Source organism: Lacimicrobium sp. SS2-24 (assembly GCF_002201535.1).
Lineage (GTDB): Bacteria > Pseudomonadota > Gammaproteobacteria > Enterobacterales > Alteromonadaceae > Lacimicrobium.
In genome coordinates this window covers 85578-108032 of sequence record NZ_NIWW01000009.1, presented here as the reverse complement: position 1 = coordinate 108032, position 22455 = coordinate 85578, and the positions used below count along the sequence as shown (strand labels likewise).

Annotated in this window: 14 protein-coding genes; 10 read left to right on the top strand and 4 right to left on the bottom strand. The window is 49.0% G+C overall.

All coding sequences use genetic code 11. From position 1 onward, the window contains the following. Window positions 1-4: 4 nt before the first annotated feature. From CCY32_RS14660 to CCY32_RS14645, 4 genes are all read left to right on the top strand, one after another. On the top strand, window positions 5-880 hold the full coding sequence (locus CCY32_RS14660; RefSeq protein WP_168171535.1) for a TraB/GumN family protein: 876 nt from the start codon (window positions 5-7) through the stop codon (window positions 878-880). Window positions 881-983: 103 nt separating this feature from the next. Next, on the top strand, window positions 984-1637 hold the full coding sequence (locus CCY32_RS14655) for a TetR/AcrR family transcriptional regulator (RefSeq protein ID WP_246840636.1): 654 nt from the start codon (window positions 984-986) through the stop codon (window positions 1635-1637). Beyond that, window positions 1630-3090, top strand: a complete 1461-nt coding sequence (locus tag CCY32_RS14650; RefSeq protein WP_088331977.1) for a wax ester/triacylglycerol synthase domain-containing protein — start codon at window positions 1630-1632, stop codon at window positions 3088-3090. The genes CCY32_RS14655 and CCY32_RS14650 overlap by 8 nt, the downstream gene beginning before the upstream one ends. Continuing rightward, entirely contained in the window at window positions 3071-3409 is a 339-nt protein-coding gene (locus CCY32_RS14645; RefSeq protein WP_168171534.1) for a DUF4156 domain-containing protein, read from the top strand. Before CCY32_RS14650 ends, CCY32_RS14645 begins: the two co-directional genes overlap by 20 nt. 56 nt (window positions 3410-3465) lie before the next feature. Here the strand turns inward: CCY32_RS14645 and CCY32_RS14640 are convergent, their stop codons facing one another. After that, window positions 3466-4197 (bottom strand): DUF1439 domain-containing protein, encoded by a 732-nt coding sequence (locus CCY32_RS14640; RefSeq protein WP_141096240.1) that lies wholly within the window; start codon window positions 4195-4197, stop codon window positions 3466-3468. 575 nt (window positions 4198-4772) lie between these two features. On the opposite strand from CCY32_RS14640, the gene CCY32_RS14635 reads away from it, so the two are divergent. The 4 genes from CCY32_RS14635 to fadJ all read left to right on the top strand — a co-directional run bounded on the left by CCY32_RS14635 (window position 4773) and on the right by fadJ (window position 11193). Continuing rightward, window positions 4773-5912 (top strand): hydroxymethylglutaryl-CoA reductase, encoded by a 1140-nt coding sequence (locus tag CCY32_RS14635; RefSeq protein WP_246840643.1) that lies wholly within the window; start codon window positions 4773-4775, stop codon window positions 5910-5912. Between the two features lie 104 nt (window positions 5913-6016). Next, window positions 6017-7624: a choline dehydrogenase gene (locus CCY32_RS14630; RefSeq protein WP_088331971.1), complete on the top strand. Its 1608-nt coding sequence runs from the start codon at window positions 6017-6019 to the stop codon at window positions 7622-7624. 109 nt (window positions 7625-7733) lie between these two features. After that, window positions 7734-9059, top strand: coding sequence for an acetyl-CoA C-acyltransferase FadI (fadI, locus tag CCY32_RS14625; protein ID WP_088331969.1), 1326 nt, complete (start codon window positions 7734-7736; stop codon window positions 9057-9059). Between the two features lie 10 nt (window positions 9060-9069). Then, window positions 9070-11193: a fatty acid oxidation complex subunit alpha FadJ gene (fadJ, locus tag CCY32_RS14620; protein WP_088331967.1), complete on the top strand. Its 2124-nt coding sequence runs from the start codon at window positions 9070-9072 to the stop codon at window positions 11191-11193. A 1373-nt stretch (window positions 11194-12566) separates the two neighbouring features. On the opposite strand, the gene CCY32_RS14610 is transcribed toward fadJ, so the two are convergent. After that, window positions 12567-17063, bottom strand: coding sequence for an EAL domain-containing protein (locus CCY32_RS14610; RefSeq protein WP_348638945.1), 4497 nt, complete (start codon window positions 17061-17063; stop codon window positions 12567-12569). Between the two features lie 183 nt (window positions 17064-17246). Continuing rightward, on the bottom strand, window positions 17247-20009 hold the full coding sequence (locus CCY32_RS14605; RefSeq protein WP_088331963.1) for an insulinase family protein: 2763 nt from the start codon (window positions 20007-20009) through the stop codon (window positions 17247-17249). Between the two features lie 94 nt (window positions 20010-20103). Here CCY32_RS14605 and sixA point away from each other — a divergent pair, with 94 nt between their 5' ends. Next, on the top strand, window positions 20104-20568 hold the full coding sequence (gene sixA, locus CCY32_RS14600) for a phosphohistidine phosphatase SixA (protein WP_088331961.1): 465 nt from the start codon (window positions 20104-20106) through the stop codon (window positions 20566-20568). 238 nt (window positions 20569-20806) lie between these two features. Beyond that, the gene (locus CCY32_RS14595; RefSeq protein ID WP_088331959.1) at window positions 20807-21031 is read left to right on the top strand and encodes a hypothetical protein; all 225 of its coding nucleotides are present in this window, start codon (window positions 20807-20809) and stop codon (window positions 21029-21031) included. Between the two features lie 63 nt (window positions 21032-21094). On the opposite strand, the gene CCY32_RS14590 is transcribed toward CCY32_RS14595, so the two are convergent. Beyond that, window positions 21095-22396: an HlyC/CorC family transporter gene (locus CCY32_RS14590; protein WP_088331957.1), complete on the bottom strand. Its 1302-nt coding sequence runs from the start codon at window positions 22394-22396 to the stop codon at window positions 21095-21097. Window positions 22397-22455: the final 59 nt, after the last annotated feature.

The window sequence follows — 22455 nt, the reverse complement described above, 5'->3', positions numbered from 1 at the left end:
CCTTATGTATATTAAAGCGATGACACGCATCCTGTTGTCAGCGATATCAATGTGCTTGTGGACCAGTGTGGCTCAGGCCGCAGCAGTATGGGAAGTGACGTCACCCAAAGGCAACGTCCTGTATCTGGCCGGAACATTGCACCTGCTGAGTGAACAGGATTACCCTCTGGATGCCGCTTATCAATACGCCTATGCACAATCTCAGCGGTTGGTTTTTGAAACGGATCAGCAGGCTTTGACTTCGCCCTCATTCCAGCAGGCTATGGCGGACGGATTTTCGTTACAGGATGGACAGCAACTGTCTGATTTGTTACGCCCCGCTACCTATGCTGCACTGCAGGCTGTGCTGAAAGAGAAGGGGCTGCCACCTGACGCTTTTAAGTCAGCGAAGCCTGCACTGGTTGCACTGACATTAACAATGCAGGAATTACAGCGTCTGGGTCTGACTGAGGCGGGGGTGGATAACCATTTTTTCCTGAGGGCCCAAGCCGATAATAAACCTGTCAGCGAATTGGAAACCCCTGAACAGCAACTGGCATTTGTGGTTAATATGGGCAGTGAAAACCCGGATCAATTCATACAGTTTACCCTGAACGAAATCGATGAGATGTCAGACAGCCTGGCACTGCTTCGCGCTGCATGGCAAAACGGAGATCTGCAGCAGTTGGAGCGCCTCGGTATCGCGCCAATGCAAGGACACTATCCTCAGGTTTATGACACGCTGATAAAAAAGCGAAATACAGAGTGGATGCGACAATTGCTGGTTTTGTTTGATACACCCCACACTTATTTTGTGCTGGTGGGGGCCCTCCATTTACCCGGTGAGGATGGTCTGATACCTCAATTCCAGCAGCGGGGGTTTAAAGTAAAAGCGCTGTGATGTATCCACAATAGGGTTTTCATTGTTTCAGATTAGGGCTAGGCTGGTGATTATTGCTTAATCAGCCTGATTCGGACGTCGTTGACTATGTGGGAGACTCACCGTGGCAAGTAAGACCGCAGAACGGATTCTGTTTACCAGCCTGGAACTGTTTAACGAACATGGTGAGGCTAGGGTAACCAGTGTGGATATCGCTATGGAGCTGGACATCAGCCCTGGCAATTTGTACTACCATTTCAAGGGTAAGGAAGTCATCGTGCTTGCCTTGTTCGATATGTACCGGCATAAGCTGAGTCATATTCTCGCCGCCCCCAGCAACGATCTCTCATTGCATGACTTTTTCTGTTTCCTGTATATGACGCTGGATTGCTCCTCACTGTTCCGTTTTTTGTATCGTAACCCCTCTGACCTGATGGAAAAATATCCGCCGCTGGCGAAAAAATTCAGACAATTACTGCAAACCCGCGAAGAAACGGTGACGAATCAGCTGGAGTACCTTAGTCAAAGTGGACAACTCAGTCTGCCTGGGGACGCCCTGAACCCTTTGAGTGAGCAAATAGGGCTGGTATTCAGTCAGGCGGCCAACTACTATCTGATTAAAGAACAAGTGCTTGATCAAAAAGGTTTTATCCAAAAGTGTCTGGACAGTATTCTGTTTCTGCTACATCCCTACCTGACGCCGGGTGAGGCTAAGGAAGAGGAGCTCAGACAGCTGATCAGTGAGTTGAGTGTTAATCGGGAAGACACCGATGAGTAAAAAAATCAGTTTTTTAGACAAGGCCTTTTGGATTACCGAGAGTGAAGACAGCCCAAAGCATGTTGCCAGCCTGCAAATTCTGGCTTTGCCCGAAGGGGCAGATGAGAACTACCTGCCTGAGCTGGTGAGTACTTTCAGAAGCTTCGAACAGGCTACCAGCCCATTTAATACAGTGGTGAAGACGGTATTGGGCTTTCCCTGGGCGTTAAAGCCCATCGATAAGCTGGATATGGAGTATCATGTGCAATTGCATGAAATTGATGATGTCTCGGACCGCCAGCAGTTACATCGTTTCATTGCGCGCCTGCATGAGCCATGTCTTGATCGCACGAAGCCCTTGTGGCAATACCATATCATCAGTAGTCGGCAGGGACGTCAATTTTCCATCTATGTCAAGATTCACCATATGTACGGTGATGGTGCCACACTGATCCGCTGGTTTCAGGCAGCCTACCGTGATGAGCCCTGCGACAAGGAGTTTGTGCCGGTTTGGGCTATTGAGCAGCCGTACAGAGATCGCCGCCCGCGTCACTGGTTCAAAGGCGCCGTGGCTAAAACCTGGCACTTTATCCGGACCATTACCGATCTGGTGTGGATCCTTTTCAGGATCCTGGTCAAATTGCTCCGCATCAACACCCACTATATGCCGGTTCCGTTTACCGGCACCCGAACGGTGTTGACCGGGCAGGTGCATAAGGGCAGGGTGGTAGCCACAGCAGACCTCGATTTTTCGCGTGTTCAGGCACTGTCAAAACGCCTGCGTGCTTCGGCCAATGAGATTCTGTTGTGCTGTTTTGATATTGGTGTACACCGCTTTTTGAAAGATTACGGACATAGCTTCAAACGGGCTTTGTATACCAACATGCCCATTAACTTGCGTAAGCCCGGAGAGCAGGTCGGCGGGAATAAAATTGCCATCGTACCGGTAATGCTCGCCCATGGTGAAACCGACCCCTATTTGCGCCTACGCCAGATCATTGAGAACCATCGCATCGTAAAGCATGCGGCCCGTCGTTCTGAGCCTGGCGCATTTGCCTATTATACCATTGTGATTCAGTCGGTGGCTTTGGTATTTGAATTGTTACGGGTATCTGACTGGTTCAGACCGATTGCTAACATTCTGATTTCCAATGTTCCCGGTCCCAAGCAGAAGCGGTATTTGAAAGATGCAGAACTGCTGGCTGTCTATCCTATCTCTACGATTACGCCAGGTGGAGGCGTGAACATCACGTTGCTGACTTATGGTAATACGGCCAATATTGGATTAGTTTGCACTGACAGGCGCATCAACTCTCTTGAAAACATGGCTCATTACTTCAATGAAGCCTTTGATATGCTTGAGAAATGTGTCGATGACCCAAGTCTGACTATTGATGATATTGGTGAGCATGTGGAAGAAGAAGTGCGTTCGATTGTTGCGGAACAGGAAATTCATGAAAATGGTCACTCTTAACAGATTTAAAGGGCTTAAGGCAGTGGGAATGGCCTCACTGCTATGGCTGTGTGGCTGTGCTTCTGTGGAGAGTCTGCCCGGGAGCGAGCAGATTGAACTGTTGTCGCTGTCACAACTGTCACAGTGCAAGAAACTGGGTGTGGCCTCTGCCCAGGTTATAGACAAAATTGCTTTTGTTGAGCGGGACGAGGAAAAGATGGCAGCCGAACTCCTGCAGCTGGCCCGCAATGAAGCCATGAAAATGGGGGGAAATGCGCTGCGAATCGCCAGTGATATTAAAAACGGCAGCCGCGACTATGAGGTATACCGCTGTCGCTGATCGGTTATGGCGGCAGAGGTGATTGACAGGGTAAGGTCAGTTCGACAATCACGCGGTTAGAATAAAAACAGCAAATGATCTTTTTCTGCTTTTATTTGCTGACCATATTCGGCGAAAAGTCGTTCATCCAATAATGTCTTATCCAGTGTGTAAGCGGGTTGATGCTTATCCAGATAGGCCAGTAGCTGCTGTTCAATTTGTGGTTTATGGTAGTCCAGCACGCGCTGCTTACTGCCGTTGATATACAGCTTCATATACTCCCCCATATCACCATAGAGGCTGTTTTCCAGCAAGGTGAGGGCACTGCTGATACTGAGTTCGATACCCAGATTAAACATTCCCCCAAGTGGGCGGGGAAGCAAGGCAGTCATGATTTCTCTGGCATCCTTTATCAGGGCATAGCTGTCTTTGATAAGATGGATTTGCACCAGTTTTATGTGTTCAGCAAAGATGGTGCCTGATGCTTTATCGAAGCCAGGAAGTGCGCGGATGAGAATCAGTAAATGGGCCTGATACATGGGATAGCCCAGCACAGTGATATTAAACTCGCAGGTCAAGGCGACTTCAATGGTATCGTCGCCGCCAAGTTCAGTTTGTGCTGCGATCACCTTTATCCGCCCCACGCCACGGGGCACTCTGATATCAAAGTGTAATGGCAGGTGGGGGGCGAGCATGTCATCCAGTTCAGCGCGGGTCATTTCTACCTGACGCAGCCTTCCCCATCGAACCATCAGCGTGAGCAACCAGTACTTCAACCGGCCAAAACGTCCGGACTGTATCCTAATCACTCGTCATTCTCCATATAAGCCACTGTTATCAGTAAAAAAATTATAAAAGATTGGATTTTTAACATATTATCAACAATATTTTAAAACACTCGGCCTGAGCTCCGCCCCATGATACGGGATGGCACATGGCGTCGTCATTGAATAATAAACACAACAAAGGTGGTGGTTTTATGTTTATTCCTAGTATGTTGCTCAAGCAGCTCTACAACAGAGGATCGTTAGTTAATACCGGTGACGGTGTCAGATTTGTACTGAAAAATCGACTTAAAGATGCTCATGTGACGGAAATCTCTGAAATCCGGATTGGCGATAAGAGCATCGCAGAGCAAAAAATCACCGTACAGCTGGCCGATGGTCAGCAACTCTCTTTAAAAGAGTTTAACGAGATAGGAAGCTATGATTTTCCGCTGAAAAGCAACATTGCCGTATTCATTCACGATTGTCAGCCCTTACCCAAACAAAAGCATAAAGTCTTTGTCAGCTTTAAAGCGTCGCCATTCGGTACCCTGAAATTTGAAGTGGAAGACGTGGTCACTGAAGATAAGGTGGCCGAAAATAAAATTCCCCGTGACGATATGGATGACTATGGTGAGGACATCATTAAAACCCGTCAGAAATACTTCGAGAAGTTCTCTGGTGGTAAGGTCAACCATGTAGGTCAGTATTCCATCGATCCCCATCAGCTACAGGGCAATATTGAACACTTCATCGGGGTCGCGCAGGTTCCTATGGGCATCGCGGGGCCCTTTACGATTTATGGAGAGCATGCACAGGGCGAGTTTATGATCCCCATGGCCACCACAGAGGGAACTCTGGTGGCGTCTTACAACCGCGGTATGAAGCTGTTGAACATGAGTGGTGGGGTGAAAGCTACGGTGGTGGACGATGCTATGCAGCGGGCACCGGTATTTGTATTTGAGGATGCTCGTGGCGCCCGTGATTTTGTGCAGTGGGTAAAAGATAATTTTGAAACCATCAAGGCAGAGGCCGAGTCCACGACTTCGGTAGGTAAGCTCACTTATATCGATAATTTCCTCTCCAACAAATTTGCTTTTTTACGTTTTAACTTTAAAACCGGTGATGCTGCCGGTCAGAATATGGTTGGTCGGGCGACCTTTGCTGCGTGTGGCTGGATTCTGGACCACTATCAGGGAATTAAGAATTTTTATCTGGAATCTAATTTTGCCACCGACAAAAAAGCCTCGCAGATCAACATTATGCGCACCCGTGGAAAACGTGTCACTGCAGAAGCCACTATTAAGCGTGAGCATTTATTGCAGGTGATGCGGGTCGATCCCAAGCAAATTGATTACCATGGCCGGGTTGCTGGTGTGGGATCATTTCTTTCCGGTGTAAATAATACCGGTCTGCACTCGCCCAATGGTATTACTGCCATGTTCATTGCAACGGGGCAGGACGTGGCTAATGTTTCCGAGTCATCGGCAGCCATTTTGTATTCGGAGCTGACAGACGAAGGGGATCTCTATCTTTCTATCACCATCCCGTCGCTGATTGTGGCCACGTACGGTGGTGGCACCGGCATAGGCACTCAGCGCGAGTGTCTTGAGTTAATGGGCTGTTATGGTAAAGGCACGGTGAACAAGTTTGCAGAAATAGTGGCCGCAGTCGTTTTGGCGGGGGAGATATCCCTGGCTTCTGCAATATCGTCTTCTGACTGGGTATCATCCCATGAGCAATATGGCAGAAACCGATAATTGCATAGGTAACGGGTTTTGTATTTTCTGATACACTGGTACGATGTGTTAGCGGGCGGATACTCCGCACCGCGGAGCAAATAACATGGTGGCAGTGACTGAGTGTGACAGAAAAACAAAGCTTTGATTATATTGTCGTCGGCGGAGGGTCTGCCGGCGCAGTAATGGCAGCAAGGCTGTCAGAGGATCCGCAATGTCAGGTTTGCCTGTTGGAAGCCGGTGTTCCTGATCGCAATCCACTGATCCACATCCCCTTCGGACTAGCACTGTTAACCCGCTTTAAATCCATCAACTGGGACTACTACACTTTACCCCAGACGCATCTTGACCAGCGCCAGCTCTATTGGCCTCGGGGTAAAACTCTGGGTGGTTCCAGTTCGATTAATGCCATGTGTTATATCCGTGGCGCCACACAAGATTATGATCACTGGGCAGAGCTGGGCGCCACAGGGTGGGACTGGCAATCCGTGTTGCCCTTTTTTAAAAAATCTGAGGATCAGGCGCGGGGAGAAGATGCTTTCCATGGCATTGGTGGCCCACTCGGGGTCTCCGACTTACGCTACTTGAGTCCACTTAGTCAACGTTTTATTGAAGCCGGTCAGTCTGTTGGCCTGGCACATATCGAGGATTTTAATCGTGAGAACCGAGAGGGGGTGGGGGCCTATCAAGTCACCCAAAAAGACGGACAGCGCTGTTCGTCTGCCAAAGCCTACCTCAAACCGGCGAAACAGCGTTCAAACCTGCACGTTATAACCCGCGCACCGGTTAACCGAATCCTGACGGAAAAGGGGCGAGCGGTTGGTGTGGAGTTGAGCGCTGCCAGGGGACATCAGCGCGTGTTAGCCCGCAAAGAGGTTATCCTTTGTGCCGGTGCGATAAACAGCCCTAAGTTGCTTATGCTTTCCGGGATTGGTCCTGCTGAGCAATTAAACGAATGTGGCATCGATGTGGTGACGGATCTGCCGGGCGTCGGGCAAAACTTACAGGACCATCTGGATGCGATTGTTCAGTATCGCTGTCAGCGCCCGGGAGGCTATGGTTTGGCGCTCTCGGCCTTGCCCTCATATCTTCGTGCGGCGTGGCAATACCTGTGCTCTCGTCAGGGGCTATTTACCAGCAATATCGCTGAGGCCGGAGGCTTTGCCCGCGCGATAGCTTCTTCTGCGCTGGCGGATGTTCAGTTTCATTTTTTGCCGGCCATATTGAAAGAGCACGGCAAACAGTTAGTGGGCGGATATGGTTTCGGCTTGCATGTGTGCTGTTTGTACCCCAAGAGTCGGGGTGAAATACGACTGAATCCTCGTAACCCCACGGGTGCCCCTTTAATCGACCCGCGCTATTTAGCCGATGAAGACGATCGTCGTGTCATGATCGAGGGGGTGAAGCTGGCGAGGCGCCTTTTGCAGGATGCTGCCTTTGATGATGTAGACGGGCAAGAATTTATGCCAGGCAATGATGTGCGCGATGATGAGGCAATACTGGCCTTCATTCGCCAGCACGCCGAGACTATTTATCACCCTGTTGGAACCTGTAGGATGGGCCAGGCAGCCGATTCCATGACGGTAGTAACGCCGGATCTGAAAGTAAAGGGGCTTGACGGACTGCGGGTGGTGGACGCCTCCGTGATGCCGACTCTGGTGGGGGGGAATACCAATGCGCCTGTGATCATGATTGCCGAGAAAGCTGCTGAGATGATACGTCAGGGAGACTGACGCGCTCTTGCATAGCATCAAAGGCGTCTGCGTGTACTAGAATTTGAAATTTACCCGCTAACGAGTACAATCACCTCAAACAGGTCAGACCACTAGATAAGGATCTTATATGCCCACCAATAAAAAAACCGCCGCGCCCCGAGTGGCCACCCACAGCGGCGACCGTATTGCCATTGTTAGTGGGTTACGCACACCCTTTGCAAAGATGGCCACGTATTTTCATGGTGTTCCCGCCGTTGATTTAGGCAAAATGGTCGTCAATGAGATGCTCGTCAGAGCAAACCTGGATCCGAAACTGGTTGAACAACTGGTGTATGGACAGGTCGTGCAAATGCCTGAAGCGCCTAATATAGCCAGGGAAATAGTGTTGGGAACTGGCATGTCGGTTCATACTGATGCCTATAGCGTGTCACGTGCGTGTGCTACCAGTTTTCAGGCAACGGTTAATATTGCCGAGTCCATGATGGCAGGAAATATCGAAATTGGATTGGCAGGGGGCGCCGATTCTACTTCCGTTTCTCCTATTGGCGTGTCTAAAAATCTGGCCAGAGCCTTGGTTGATTTGCAGAAGACCAAAACCCTGGGTCAGAAATGGAATGTGATTAAACGTCTTGGCTTTAAGGATTTGTTGCCAGTGCCGCCTGCTGTTGCCGAGTATTCTACCGGGCTATCCATGGGAGACACGGCGGAGCAAATGGCCAAGACGCACCAAATCAGTCGTGAAGATCAGGACGCCCTGGCGCATCGCTCGCATAGCCATGCGGCACAAAGCTGGGAACAGGGAAAGCTCAAAGACGAGGTAATGACGGCCTATGCAGAGCCCTTTAAAGGCGCATTGGAGCAAGATAACAATGTCCGCTTTGATTCAAAACTGGAAAGTTACGCCAAATTAAGACCAGTTTTCGACCGTAAATATGGCACGGTAACCGCCGCCAATGCTACGCCGCTTACTGACGGCGCATCGGCCGTGCTGATGATGACAGAAAGTCGCGCTAAGGCGCTGGGTTATACACCACTTGGCTTTATTCGAAGCTACGCCTTCTCGGCCATCGATGTCTGGCAGGACATGCTGATGGGGCCTTCCTATGCCACACCGATTGCACTGGACAGAGCCGGTATGACCTTGAAGGATTTGACCCTGATTGAGATGCATGAAGCCTTTGCTGCCCAGACCCTTGCCAATATTAAGATGTTTGCCAGCGATCAGTTTGCAAAGGAAAAACTGGGGCGTGATAAGGCTACCGGTGAGATTGATATGGATAAGTTCAACGTCATGGGCAGCTCGATTGCCTACGGCCATCCTTTCGCCGCGACAGGAACACGAATGATTACGCAGATGTTAAATGAACTGAATCGTCGCGGAGGTGGAACCGGACTGGTTACTGCCTGCGCCGCTGGAGGCCTGGGGGCCGCAATGATTCTGGAAACGGAATAAGGAGGCAAGCATGTCAACAACTAAGAGCGCATTTACGTTATCCCAGCGTGACGATGGTATTGCCATCCTGACCATGGATGTTCCTGGCGAAAGCATGAACACCCTAAAAGCCGAGTTTGCAGAGCAAATTGCCGAACAACTGGATGAAATCGATAAAGACCCGGGAGTTAAAGGGCTGGTGATCGCCAGCGGCAAAGCGAATTCTTTCGTTGCCGGTGCCGATATCAGTATGTTGGCTGCCTGTCAGTCTGCCGACGACGCTGAACAACTATCCCGTGCGGGTCAGCAAATGTTCCAGCGAATCGAAAATATGAAAATACCTGTGGTGGCGGCAATCCACGGGCCAGCGCTCGGTGGAGGGCTGGAACTGGCCCTGTGCTGTCACTATCGTATTTGCAGCGACGACAGTAAAACCGCCATGGGCCTGCCTGAAGTTCAGTTGGGTTTGCTTCCCGGATCCGGTGGTACGCAACGATTGCCGAAATTAATTGGCATTCAAAAAGCCATGACCATGATGTTGACGGGTAAGCAGCTGCGTCCGAAACAGGCTAAGCGTGATGGGCTGGTGGACGATTGTGTGCCGCAATCCATTTTGATGGATGTGGCGGTTCAATATGCCAAAAAGCGCAAACCGCAGCGTGAAGGTCCCAGCCTGAGTCTTGTGAATAAAGTTCTGGAGCAGACGCCATTTGGACGTGGGTTCCTGTTTAAGCAAGCGCGTAAACAGACCCTTGCCAAGACACGAGGTAACTATCCGGCTCCGGAGCGGATTATCGATTGTATCGAGGCCGGTGTCAGCTCTGGCAGAGGTTATGAGACCGAAGCACGTCACTTTGGTCAACTGGTGATGACGCCGGAATCGAATGAGTTACGGAATATTTTCTTTGCCACCACGCAGATGAAGAAAGAAACCGGTGTTGAAGGTGTCGAACCGGCGAAACTGCATAAAACAGCGGTGTTGGGCGGTGGGCTAATGGGAGGAGGTATCGCTTACGTGACGGCCACCAAAGCCGGTTTGCCAGTTCGTATTAAGGATATCCGCTCAGAGGGTATCGCTAATGCCATCAAATACAGCTATGACATTCTGATTAAAAAGGTCAAGCGTCGCTTTATGCGTAAATCTGAAATGCAAAAGCAGCTGTCTTTACTGACTGGCAGTACCGACTACTCCGGCTTTAAAGACGTGGACTTGGTGATCGAAGCGGTATTTGAAGACCTTAAACTGAAGCAACAAATGGTGGAGGATGTTGAAGCCCATTGCCATGACAAGACCATTTTTGCCACCAATACATCATCTATCCCGATTACAAAAATAGCGGCCGAAGCGAAGCGCCCTCAGCAGGTCATAGGGCTGCATTACTTTTCGCCTGTCGACAAAATGCCGCTGGCTGAGGTGATCCCTCATCCACAGACTGATGATCAAACTATTTCGACAACAGTGGAATTTGCCCGCAAGCAGGGGAAAACACCCATTGTCGTTAAAGATGGTGCGGGTTTTTATGTCAATCGTATTCTGGCTCCCTATATGAACGAGGCGGCGAACGTGCTGCTCAGTGGTGAGCCCATAGAGCAAATAGACAAAGCGCTGTTGAACTTTGGTTTTCCGGTTGGCCCGATGAAGTTGTTAGATGAAGTGGGTATTGATATTGGTGCCAAAATCTCTCCCATATTGGTGGAGGAGTTAGGGGATCGGTTTAAAGCCCCCGATGCCTTTGACAAACTACTGGCCGATGATCGCAAGGGTAAAAAGAATAAGAAGGGACTTTACCTGTACTCGGGTAAAAAACCCGGTAAAGAAGTGGATGAGTCCGTTTATAGCTTGCTGGGTTTATCGCCTTCGCAACAATTTAGCCATGAACAGATTGCAGAACGTTGTATCTTACTGATGCTTAACGAAGCGGCCATGTGTCTTGATGAGGGTGTGATCCGCAATCCCAGAGACGGTGATATAGGTGCTATTTTCGGTATCGGCTTTCCGCCGTTTCTCGGAGGACCTTTCAGGTATATGGACAGCCTCGGTATTGACCATGTGGTGGCCCGCTTAGAACATTATCAGGGCCTTTATGGTGACAAGTTTGCGCCGGCGGCGTTGCTTAAGACTATGGCAGGGGAGAGCAAGCCTTTTTATTCGTAACGCCCGCTTAACATAATATTAACGAATAAAAAACTACATTGTAAGTCCAAAGTGGTATAATGAAGCTGTCTGTAGTCATACAGGCAGCTTTTTTTGTTGTAAGAGGGCGGATGATGATTGTTGGACTTCTGGCTTGCTTTGCTTCTGCATTGTTTTGTTATGTGGAGAGTTTTCGTAGCGGCTTGAGCGCCAGGCGCTGGGGGTTGGCTGGGCTATTTTTCGGACCGCTGATATTACCCTTATTCAACGTCAAAAGACGCCTTGCGCTGCGTCGAGTGCGCAGTTTCGGTAGCGTCTATCTGCGTGCCTAGGCCAGCAGCAACCGTTGTGGTTAACCTTTTTAAGATAAGCGATAAGATCCAATGCATTTTGTAGTACAGATTCTGCTCTCCATGGTATCGCCCGGAACCGGCTGTAAACACCTCAACCCGAGTGAACCTTCCAACGCACCGGCCCAGTCTGAAAAAAGCTAACAGAACGGCACTGGCTGCTGTCGTCGCATATGCGACGCTGCAATCCAGCTTAAGCACTAAATTGCCCTGTCCAGGGCGCTGAGAATAGCGACGTGGTAAAGGGATATCACGTGTTTGTATAAAATCCATCATAGTGACGAGCGCAACAGATTCCGTGACTCTATGAGTTATAACAGCGCTTGAGCTCTCCCCGTACGTTGTCGTATATCAAAGTGAAGGCACACTCAGTGCTTTGGTTCGCAGCGCAGCCTTGACGTTTGTAACCCTGTTGGACAAGGCGTCCGGCGAGTAGGGCGGGTCTTTGACATTAAAGAGCACAGTGTCAGCTTGTCACCGACGTTCAGATTAATTTTTCTTTCAGACATAAAAAAAGAGGGCAAGCCCTCTTTTTCGAATACTGTCGTCCTTCAGCCAATGCTGAACAACAAGCTTTGCTTACAGGCGAACTGAACCTGGCTTCCAGATTTGCATTGCAGGGGCTGGAGACTGCGCCTGAGTTTTTGCGCCGTCGGCTGCCTTATCTGCTACCGGAGCTGCTGTGGTCATAACAAGGGCCATTGCATAAGCTTTCAACATGTTTTCTCTCCTATCGGGTTAATTATTATTAACAGCGAACTAGCGCTGCCGAAGCATTAATAGCGAATCCCGTGCCATGTTGTGTAAGTTATTGATAAATATACAAAGGTATTGCTTTTAATGTCTTTTGACGAGAAACGTCAAAATGTTGTCGTTACCTTGATTGTGGCGATCCGACCGGGGAGACAGGAGAGTATGGCTGATGCTGTTGAGCCGACAACAGGCAAAGCCCTGCCACCCATTGCCGCCAGCATTAAGGATGGCGGCAATTTATGGTACAGCGAGAGGGCTGGATTCAGGTGCGCGGTGCAAGGTGTAAAGGGGTTAGAGGTTTTGTTGTTTAATCAGTTTAGACAAATGACGGTTTTCAACCAGAAGGCGGGTAAAGCGTTCAGCACTCAAAGGCTTGCTATACAGGTAGCCCTGCAGCATTTCACATTCGTAGCGGCGCAGTATGCTCAGCTGCTGCTCTTCTTCCACGCCCTCGGCAACGACCTTAAGGCCAAGGTTGTGGGCGATGGTGATGATGGCACTGGTCATATGCCTGTCAACAGAGCTGGTGGCAATATCATCGATAAAAGCTTTGTCGATCTTAAGTGTATTCAACGGGAAGCGTTTCAGGTACGCCAGTGAGGAATAGCCAGTACCAAAGTCGTCCAGTGCCAGGTGAATCCCCATTTCTCGCAGACGCTGCATCAGCTGTAGGGACTGTTCGGGATGCTGCATCAGCGTGCCCTCGGTGATTTCACACTCAAGATGCAATGCCGACAGACCGGTTTCTTTTAGTATTTGTTCAATACGCCGATCAAGATCGGGTAATTCAAATTGTCGGGCTGAAATATTGATGGCCACACGGCCGGTAAACAGCCCCTTTTTCACCCATTGCTGAGTCTGTTCACAGGCTTTGCGCAGCACGATTTCACCAATATCGATGATTTGCCCGGTTTCCTCTGCCAGTGGAATAAACTGGTCAGGGCTGACAATGCCCTTTTCGGGATGCTCAAAGCGCACCAGGGCTTCCATACTGATTAACTGACCTGAGGCAATATCGACTTTAGGCTGGTAGTAAACGGTGAATAAGTCCTCTTTAATGCCGTGGCGAATCAGGTTTTCTATCTGTAGCTGGCGTACCGCGTTCTGGTTCATCTCACCGCTGAAGAACTGATACTTATTGCCCCCGGCGTTTTTGGCGAAATACATGGCCGTATCCGCATTTTTCAGCAGTTCCTGAGGGGTTTTGCCGTCCTCCGGGTAGAAGGCAATGCCAAGGCTCGCACCTAACACAAACTCCTGACGATTAATCACAAATGAGCGGGCCATATCATCCAGAATGCTTTGTGCCAGGTGAGTAATGCGATGCACATCGGTGGTATTTTCAATCAGAATACTGAACTCGTCTCCACCCAGTCGATAACAGGTTGAGCTGGTGCCGGTAATTTTTTGTAGTCTTGCGGCGATTTGCTTAATCAGCAAGTCACCGGTCTGATGTCCCATGGAGTCATTGATCTTCTTAAAATTATCCATGTCCATGCAAATGAGAGCATGAGAAGTGGTGCGCCTGATCAGGTTCTGGTGACTGGCCTGGAAGAAAGAACGGTTCGGCAGACCGGTGAGGGTGTCGGTATTGGCCAGTTGCAGCAGTTCTTTCTCGGTCTGCTTACGGGATGTGATGTCTGAGAATACGCCGACAAAGTGGCTGACACTGCCCGTTTCGTCTTGAATCGCATCGATGTTTAAATCAATTTCATAACGGTCATTGCCGTGGCGAACGGATTCAACTTCACCGCTCCAGTTACCTTTCTGTTTCAGGGCTTTGCGCACCTCTTCAGTGAAAGCAGGGGGGTACTGTTCGAAATTGAGGTAACTGGCAAGGGCTTTTTGTTTACTCTCGCCAGTATGGTGACAATAGGCCTGGTTTACTGACACGATTCTAAAGCTGGTGTCCGTAATAAAGACACCATCTGAAATGGTTTCGATGGAGCGTTTAAAGAGCCGCAGTTGCTCTTCGGCTTCTTTTAAGTGGCTGATATTTTTCAGGGTACCGGTCATGCGCAAGGGCTTTTTGTCCGCAGACCAGGTCACCACTTTGCCCCTGTCGAGTAACCACATCCATTTGCCACTGAAGTTTTTTACCCGGTAGGTGGTTTCATAAAATTCACTGTGGCCCTGGAGATGCTCGCTAAGCACCTCTCTCACTCTGGAGATATCAGCAGGGTGTATATTGGAAGGCAATTCGGTGACCACACGCTGATTATCCTGTGGGAAATCCATAATGCCCCAGATATTGGAACGAAATACTTCTTCTTTTGGAATGTCCCAATCCCAGAGTTCATCGCCGCTGCTCCACAATGTCAGTTTGAGGCGCTCTTCGCTGTCCTGAACTCGCTTTTGCGTGTTTTTACGGTGCTGGTATTGATTATACCAGTAGCTCAGTAATAAAAACCCTAACAGGGCATAGATGATAAGTGCGTAGCGGTGCAGCCATATAGGCGATTTAATATGAATTTTCAGTGCAGCGGCATCAGACCAGGGGCCATCCAGCTCCCGGGCCTGAACCTTAAACACATAATCACCAAAGCCCAGATTAGTGAAGCTGGCCTGACGAATTCGACTGTCTGCCTCAAGCCACTGATCGGACAGTCCCTGCATCTGGTAGCGATAATTAATGGAACCCGGATTAATCGGGTTGATCTGAGCAAACTCAAAGGAAAACGGCGACGCATCATTCTCAAGGGTCAGTGCATTAGTTAAATGAATCGGCTTATCTAATGGACTGCCTATGTCGTTCAATGTGACCCGTTGGTTGAGTAACTGTAGTCCGGTGATGGTAGGTTTCATTGAGAGTGCTACGGCACTGTTGGTAAGCCTTTCCGGTCGGAACACATGGAAGCCGTTGGTACCACCGAATAAAATACTCCCGTTCTTGGTGATAAGCCCGGCTGACTCATTGAGTTCGTTGTAATCAAGTTGTGCGCGCGTGATATGCCTTACAATCTTGCCGTCATTCAACGAAATCTGATCGATGCCTTTAAAGGTGGCAACCCACAAGTATTGTTTGTCCAACAACATAGTTAGGACAACATTATCAGACAAACCATTTGCTTTACTGAAGTGTTGAACAGGTTGATAGGTGCTTTTATCTAATTTATATAACCCGTTCTTTAGACTGGAAATCCAAAAAAACTTTTCCCCTTCAATGACCGCATTTGCATTTAAAAATGGTGAAGGTTGTTGCTCGGGTTGTACTAGTAAGTGATTGAACTGTTGAGTGTCGAGATTGTACAAGCTCAGCTTACCTCCGGAGATCATCCAAAGGTTTTTATTGCTGTCAACTATGGTCGGCTTTACCAGTTGCCCTTCACTATTAGCGACTTGGGTATGGGAAATAGAGAAGTCTTCCAAATCAATTGAGGTCATCTTGCCTGTTGTAGATAGCCAGGCCTTCCCTGCTGCGAGGCTAATATTCTCTACTGCTTCGCTAGGAAGAAGTTGTGTTAGCCGGACAGGAGGGGCATTTTTAACAAGTTGATAGACATAGACACCGTCCATGGTTGCGAGCCAAGCTCTATCTTTATCATCAATCGACATATCCCAAATGAAATGTGGAAAGTCCTGAAGGTAGTGGGAAAACTCCCCTGTTTGTGGGTTGAAATGGTTGAGACCGTCGGTCTGAGTGGCAATCCAAATGTTGCCATCTCCAGATTCAGAAAGTGCCCAGACCATGTTGCCTGATAAAGAAATGTTACTGTGAGGTATTGCTTCGTAGTGTTTAATGAATGCTGCATTTTCATTAAAGCGATGCAATCCGCCGGTATAACTACCTAGCCACAGGGTGTCATTCCGGTCGGTAAAAAGTTTAAAAATGTAACGGCTTTTTAGAGATACCAGAGCATCATTACGCTGATCGATTGTCAGTATCGCCATGGTTGTAGGATTTAGTATACTCAAGCCTTCAGTCGTACCAATCCAGATGTCTCCATTGGCTTCTGTAGAGATTGAGCGGACAGTATCTCCCGCGATAGACGGTGAAGATCGCTTATCTAAAATTCTTAACAAATTAAGCTCTTGATTTACAACGTAAAGTCCTTGCTCTGTCGCCAGCCAATATTGGCCATTTATAATTTTCAGGTCATGAAGGATATCGCTGGGAATATTCAAGCCCCAGGGATTATTTTCTTTCAAAGAGTGGAGGTTTTTACTGGACTTGTCATAAACCCATATGCCCTGACCGTAACTCCCTATCCAAATAAAGTCTGACTCATGATGTATCAATGTGGTTTCAGGGAATACGGACTTTCCAGCCAGTGTAATAACGGCAAAGTCGTTTTTTTGCTCGTTATAGCGATATAGATGTTGTTTGTTGGCAATCCAGAGCTCTCCGTCTTCAGTTTCACTGATTGCACCGATAAAGCTATTGGTTAGCTCAGTGTTGCCATTGTCAAAGCGGGTAAAATCATCTTTTTCCTGATTGTATCGGGCCAGCCCTTTATCAGTTCCTATCCATAAGCGTTCTTTACTATCAATAAATAGCTTGCGCACAATTTTGTCTGGTAAGCTATTAGTGGCACCGGGACTGTGATGATACTGTTTAAATTCGTAACCATCGAAACGGTTCAGCCCATCCCCGGTGGCTACCCAGATAAAGCCATGTTTATCCTCGATAATATCGATAACCGTAGATTGAGTGAGGCCTTCCGCTACGGAGTAGTTGTCAAATTGCAGCGCCGAGATATCTGTTGTTGCCGAGGCCGTCACGGAGTAACAGCCGAGCACAGTCAGCACTGACAACAGACAAGCCAGATTGGTCAACGAAAGACGCAAAGGACACCTTTGGGGCAGCATAGGCTGCAATTATAATAATTTTTAATTCTTGAGTGCTCTACCTTCGGCCATCCTTAACCGGCACATATATCGCGCTATCCCGCTGCGCATAAGGCGTAAGGCCTCCTAAAGTAAAAGATGTTGGCAAGCAAGTCAAAGGATATAGGTTGAAAAACAAGGGCTTTATGGCACTAACGTGGCATTTGCTTTGAATTCACCCACATTGTTGATCTTTTGTCCTTCCACCGGGAGCGTAAAATCTGCCGTGCTCTGGCTATAAAGCAGCACCTGGGCTGAGGTTGTTTCGGACATCAGTTGGTCAAAATAACGAATGATGTCAGCAATGCTGACACGTTCAATCTGACCACTCAGTTGCTCCTGCTGATTGAAGTTGATGTCCTGATTGCCAATAGCCAGCCATAAACGCTGACAACGCATGGAAAGGCTGGTGTCACGGGCTGTAAGTTGTTTACTGATACTGGATTTGAGTCCCAGCCATTCCGTTTCCGGAATAGATTCAATCAACCGTGGCGCCTGGAAGAGGAACTCGTCAATATGTCGGCTCAGAATTTCAGGTGAATGATTGGGGGATTGCACATAAAAACCCATGCCCGGGTGCTGGTTATAAGGCATATAGCCAGAGCCCACAACATAGCCCAATTGCTTTTCAGTACGCAGCTGATTGAAAAATGGCGCCGCGAGCAGCTGTTCAGTGAGGATGGTTTTTGCAATATTGGCGGCACAGTTATCCGGAGATTGCAGGTACAGCAGCACGGCATGTTCGCCGGGTTGGCAGCGCACCGGTAACAGGTGGCGCTGTTCTGACTGCAGGCTGACGACTTTGCGTGGGAGTAGGTCTCCTGCTTGAAACTGGCTGAGTACGTCTTGCTTGATATGTTTGGCGAATTTTTTCGCCTCCTTCAACTGCCAGTCACCATAGGCAAACGCATCCAGATGCATTTGCTGCAGAATCTGATCCTGCATCTTTCGCATGTTGGGGGCCGTTGCGCTATCCAACACCGGCAGCATATCCAGAGGTGAGTCGGATAGCGGCTGTAATAATACTGACAGGCGGGTAAAAAGCCGGTTGATGGGTTTGTTGAGCAGGGTATTTTGCATCGCTTGCCATTGCCTTGCCCGTGCTTGTTCAAACTGACTGTCGTTAAACTCAAAGTGCATGATATCGCGTAAGACCTGTGCGGCGAGGTCAAACTGTCTGTCGCTAAAACCACTGGTGTGTAAAGAAAAGCCCCCCTGATGGGCATAAAAGTGAAGGTTTAGTCCGGCAATGACTGCCTGGTAGTAATCCTGATTAAGCTTATCCTGGACCATGCTGGCCCAGACCCGTTTATAACTTCTGAGTTCACAGCCTTGTTCCATTGCCGCGCTGTCTAAGGATAAATACAGCTCCCCTTTGGGTTGGCGAAAATCAGCATCCTGACCAAACCAGAATGTAAAGCCGCGATCGGCTATCAGGTTTTGAGGCTGGTTAAAATCCGGATTACTCTTATAAGGTTCGGTGCGTACGCAAAGATAAGGGTTAGCGGACGGTAGTTGCATATCGGACGGCACGGACACTGAATTTAAGCGCTGAATAAGGCGGGCGGGTAACGGAGATACCGCATAGGGCGTTGAATACCACTTGGCTGTTTTGTCGGTGGTTAAATCCGGCATAATTAGTTTCAGGCGCATGTTCTCTGGCATCAATTTGCCCAGCATCGATGTCACCAGTTCGGGATCATAACGATCCATGATGTACTCGCCCACCAGCACGTGCTCTTCAGGATAGTGGTGCATTTGCACAGAGAGACTGGCGGCCAGATCAATGGGCTTGGCCTTGTCATGGTAATCAAAAGCCAGCTGATTGAACTGTCTGCGCTCATCAAAACGCCAGCGGCTAATACCCTCTGACTTTATCAGCTTCAGGTAAGCAAACACCGCCTCCAGCACTCTTTGCCATTCGAGCGCGCCGGTTTCCGTCAATTGCAGGTTGATATTGAAGTCTTTGAAGTTACTGCCCTGAATGCCGCCTCCGGCACTGAGGTTAGTGGCCAGACCCTGATGCTTGAGGTGGCTGAGTAAACTGCCCTGACCTTCATCGCCGATAAGGTGGCTGAGCAGGTAAAGCGGCTTGCTGCGATAGTGCGGTTGGATGTCCGGTAAGGCGAAGGTCAGGATCATGCGCCTGGCAGTTTTGATTGGCACCACCTTAATGATTTGCCCCAGGTGCTGTGAGGTATACAACGGTGGTAACGCATCAGCAGGGCGGATACCGGGCGGTATAGTGCGAAAATGCTTCTCAACCAGTGCGCAGCTCTGTGCCAGGGGCAAGTTGGAAACCACACACAAGGTCATATTACCAGCACGGTAATGCTCAGCATGGATCTTAAACAACATGCGTTGTAATTCCTCGCCACTGAATTGCGAGAATATGTCCAAATTACCCACAGAAAACTGGCTAAAGGGATGGGCGGGATTGCAGGTCTCTTTGTGCACCTGATACAGACACCTTAAGTCGTCTTGCTGCTTGAGGCGAAACTCCGCATCGATAGCTTGCACTTCAGATTCAATACCACTGACACTAAAACAGGGGTTGCACAACATGGCCGAAAAGTGGGACAGGGCCGGATCCAGCGCATCAGTGAGTGTGTCAAAATAGAAACTGGAGTGTTCCGTACCTGTCCAGGCATTAATGTGACCGCCCCGTGAGGCGAGAAAATCCGCCAGATGATTCGGCTGATTGAAATGTTCACACCCCATAAAGAGCATATGCTCGAGTAAGTGAGATAAGCCTTCGCAATGTTGCGGGTCCTGGAAGTGTCCCATAGCGATAGTGGCCGACACGGCTGACTTTTTGCAATCGGTATCTTCTACCAATAGAACCCGTAACCCGTTTTCCAGAGTCAGGTAGCGATAACGGCATCGATCATGTTTGCTTTGAATCACCGTTTGTCATGCCTTCGGGGGTGTTTACCAGTAATGAAATAGGATAATCTATGCAATTGCAACTCCATTGCAGTTTTCAGGGTATTTCAAGTTAATGCAAATCTTCATTATGCGTCATGGTGAGGCTCAAAGCCGCTTTTCCCAGGATGCCAGTCGTGAGCTTACGTCTTTAGGTCAGGCAGAGTCTGTGGCAACCGGTCGTTGGCTGTTGCAAACCGCTAACGAGGTGGATTTGGCAATCGTTAGCCCCTATACACGTGCCCGGCAAACCCTGAAGGCGGTTCAGCAACACCTGCCCGTCAATGAAGTGATTCAGACCGAAGAGGTAACGCCTTATGGTGATGCCTCTGATTTTTCAGATTATTGTCACGCGTTGATAGAAACTCGCCCGCAAATAAACGCTATTCTGATTGTCAGTCATATGCCCTTCGTCAGTGCTCTGGTTGATGTGCTTTGTAGTCAATCCCATTCTCTGCTCTTTGCCACAGCCGGTGTTGCAGAGCTCAATTACGATAACACCACTGGACAGGCCACGCTGACCCGACAGTATATTCCCTAACGCCCTTTATCCTCTGCGGTGGCGATTTCAGGTCAGTCCTTCAAACCTGTATCTCTGCGTGTGCTGCGCCAGCTGTTAATGCGCTCGGCCAACAATTAACAAATCTGGTGCTGCAATGTCTCAGAGCCCTATGTGGGCAACTCAGATTTGGGAAGTTTAATCTGCAGGTGCTTTGGTGCCGAATTTTCTCTTTAGCTTCTGTGACAGTGACCGATAAAGAGCAGAGGAGGAGAGAGGCATGTCGGGTAAAACATTACCTGCTTATTTGCAGCAGGTGTTGGAAAATCATATTGCGCAATCAGATCTGGTCCGGGACAAGGAGCTGGAAGACATTTTCAGTGGTCTCAATCGTCTGAATGACAATGTTGAGCGTCTTAAAGCCATTATCCTCCAACGGCGGGAGGAAGCGAACGATTCAGAGACTTCCGCATCCAAAGACGTCAAATCAAAGAAGCGTCCGTAAGAGGTCTTGCGGCAAAAGCAGCCTCAACTGCACTGCTCGGTGGTAAAAGGCAGAATTGAGGCGTTAATTGCCGGTGCTCTCTGGCCTGCTGTCTACGGGCGTTTTGTAAAAGACCGGCATCACCCGCACAGATTTGACCATATTCTCATTATTCTCAATGATTTCTAATGGATAGCCGGCAATCCGGCAGCACAGGTTAACCTGGGGAATCTCTTCAAAGTGCTCTATGATCAGACCATTTAAGGTCTTTGGCCCCTCAGTGGGGAAATGCCATCCCATTTCCTTATTCAAATCACGGATATTTGCGCTGCCATCAACCAACACACTGCCATCCGATTCAAGGTTCACCTCTTTACTGTGTGTGGGCAGAATCGTGGTTGTAAAATCACCGACAATTTCTTCGAGAATATCTTCCAGGGTGACTAACCCCTGAATGTCGCCGTATTCGTCCACCACCAGGCCAATGCGCTCTTTTGCAGCCTGAAACTTATACAACAAAGTATGCAGAGGCGTGGATTCCGGGGTGAAGTAAATTTCCCGCACTGCCCGTAGCAGACTTGCTTTAGAAAACTCATCTTTTGTCAGTAGCTTTAGCGCATCCCGCATATGCAGGAAGCCAACGGCATCGTCAATGTTGTCGCGATACAGCAAGACGCGAGTGTGTTGAGAATGAAATAACTGTTTCTGGATGGATTTCCAGTCATCGTTGACATCAATGGCAACAATTTCGTTGCGCGGGATCATGATATCTTCGGCTGTCACTTTTTCCAGGTCCAGAATGCCTACCAGCATCTCCTGGTGCTGTTTGGGGATCATGGCGCCAGCTTCATGTACGACAGTTCGCAGTTCCTCACGACTGAGGCTGTCCTCGCCGCTACTTGCCGGATTAATCCGAAACAGGATCAAAATGCCATTGGTAAAGCCATTGATGACATACACCAAAGGATAAAAAAGTTTCAATAACGGCAGCAGGATAAAGGAGCTGGGAAAGGATATTTTTTCTGGATACAGCGCAGCGAGCGTCTTTGGCGTGACCTCTGCAAAGACCAGGATAATCAATGTCAGCGCAAAAGTCGCGATAGCGATACCGATATCACCGAACAGTCGCATACCGATGATCGTTGCCACCGCCGAGGCCGCAATGTTGACCAGGTTATTTCCTATCAGAATCAGTCCAATCAGTCTGTCGGGTCGGAGCAGCAGCTTGTGCACACGTTTTGCGCCACTGTGATCTTCCTTGACCAGATGCTTCAGCCGGTACCGGTTAATGGACATCATGCCGGTTTCCGAACTGGAGAAATATGCAGAGAGTACAATTAAGACGGCAAGCAGAATAAAAAGCGTACCGGTAGTGATTTCGTCCAAAAAGGATTCCTGTTTAGTTTTCCGAACCGGCTGACATCAGCCATGCCCTTCTCATCAGA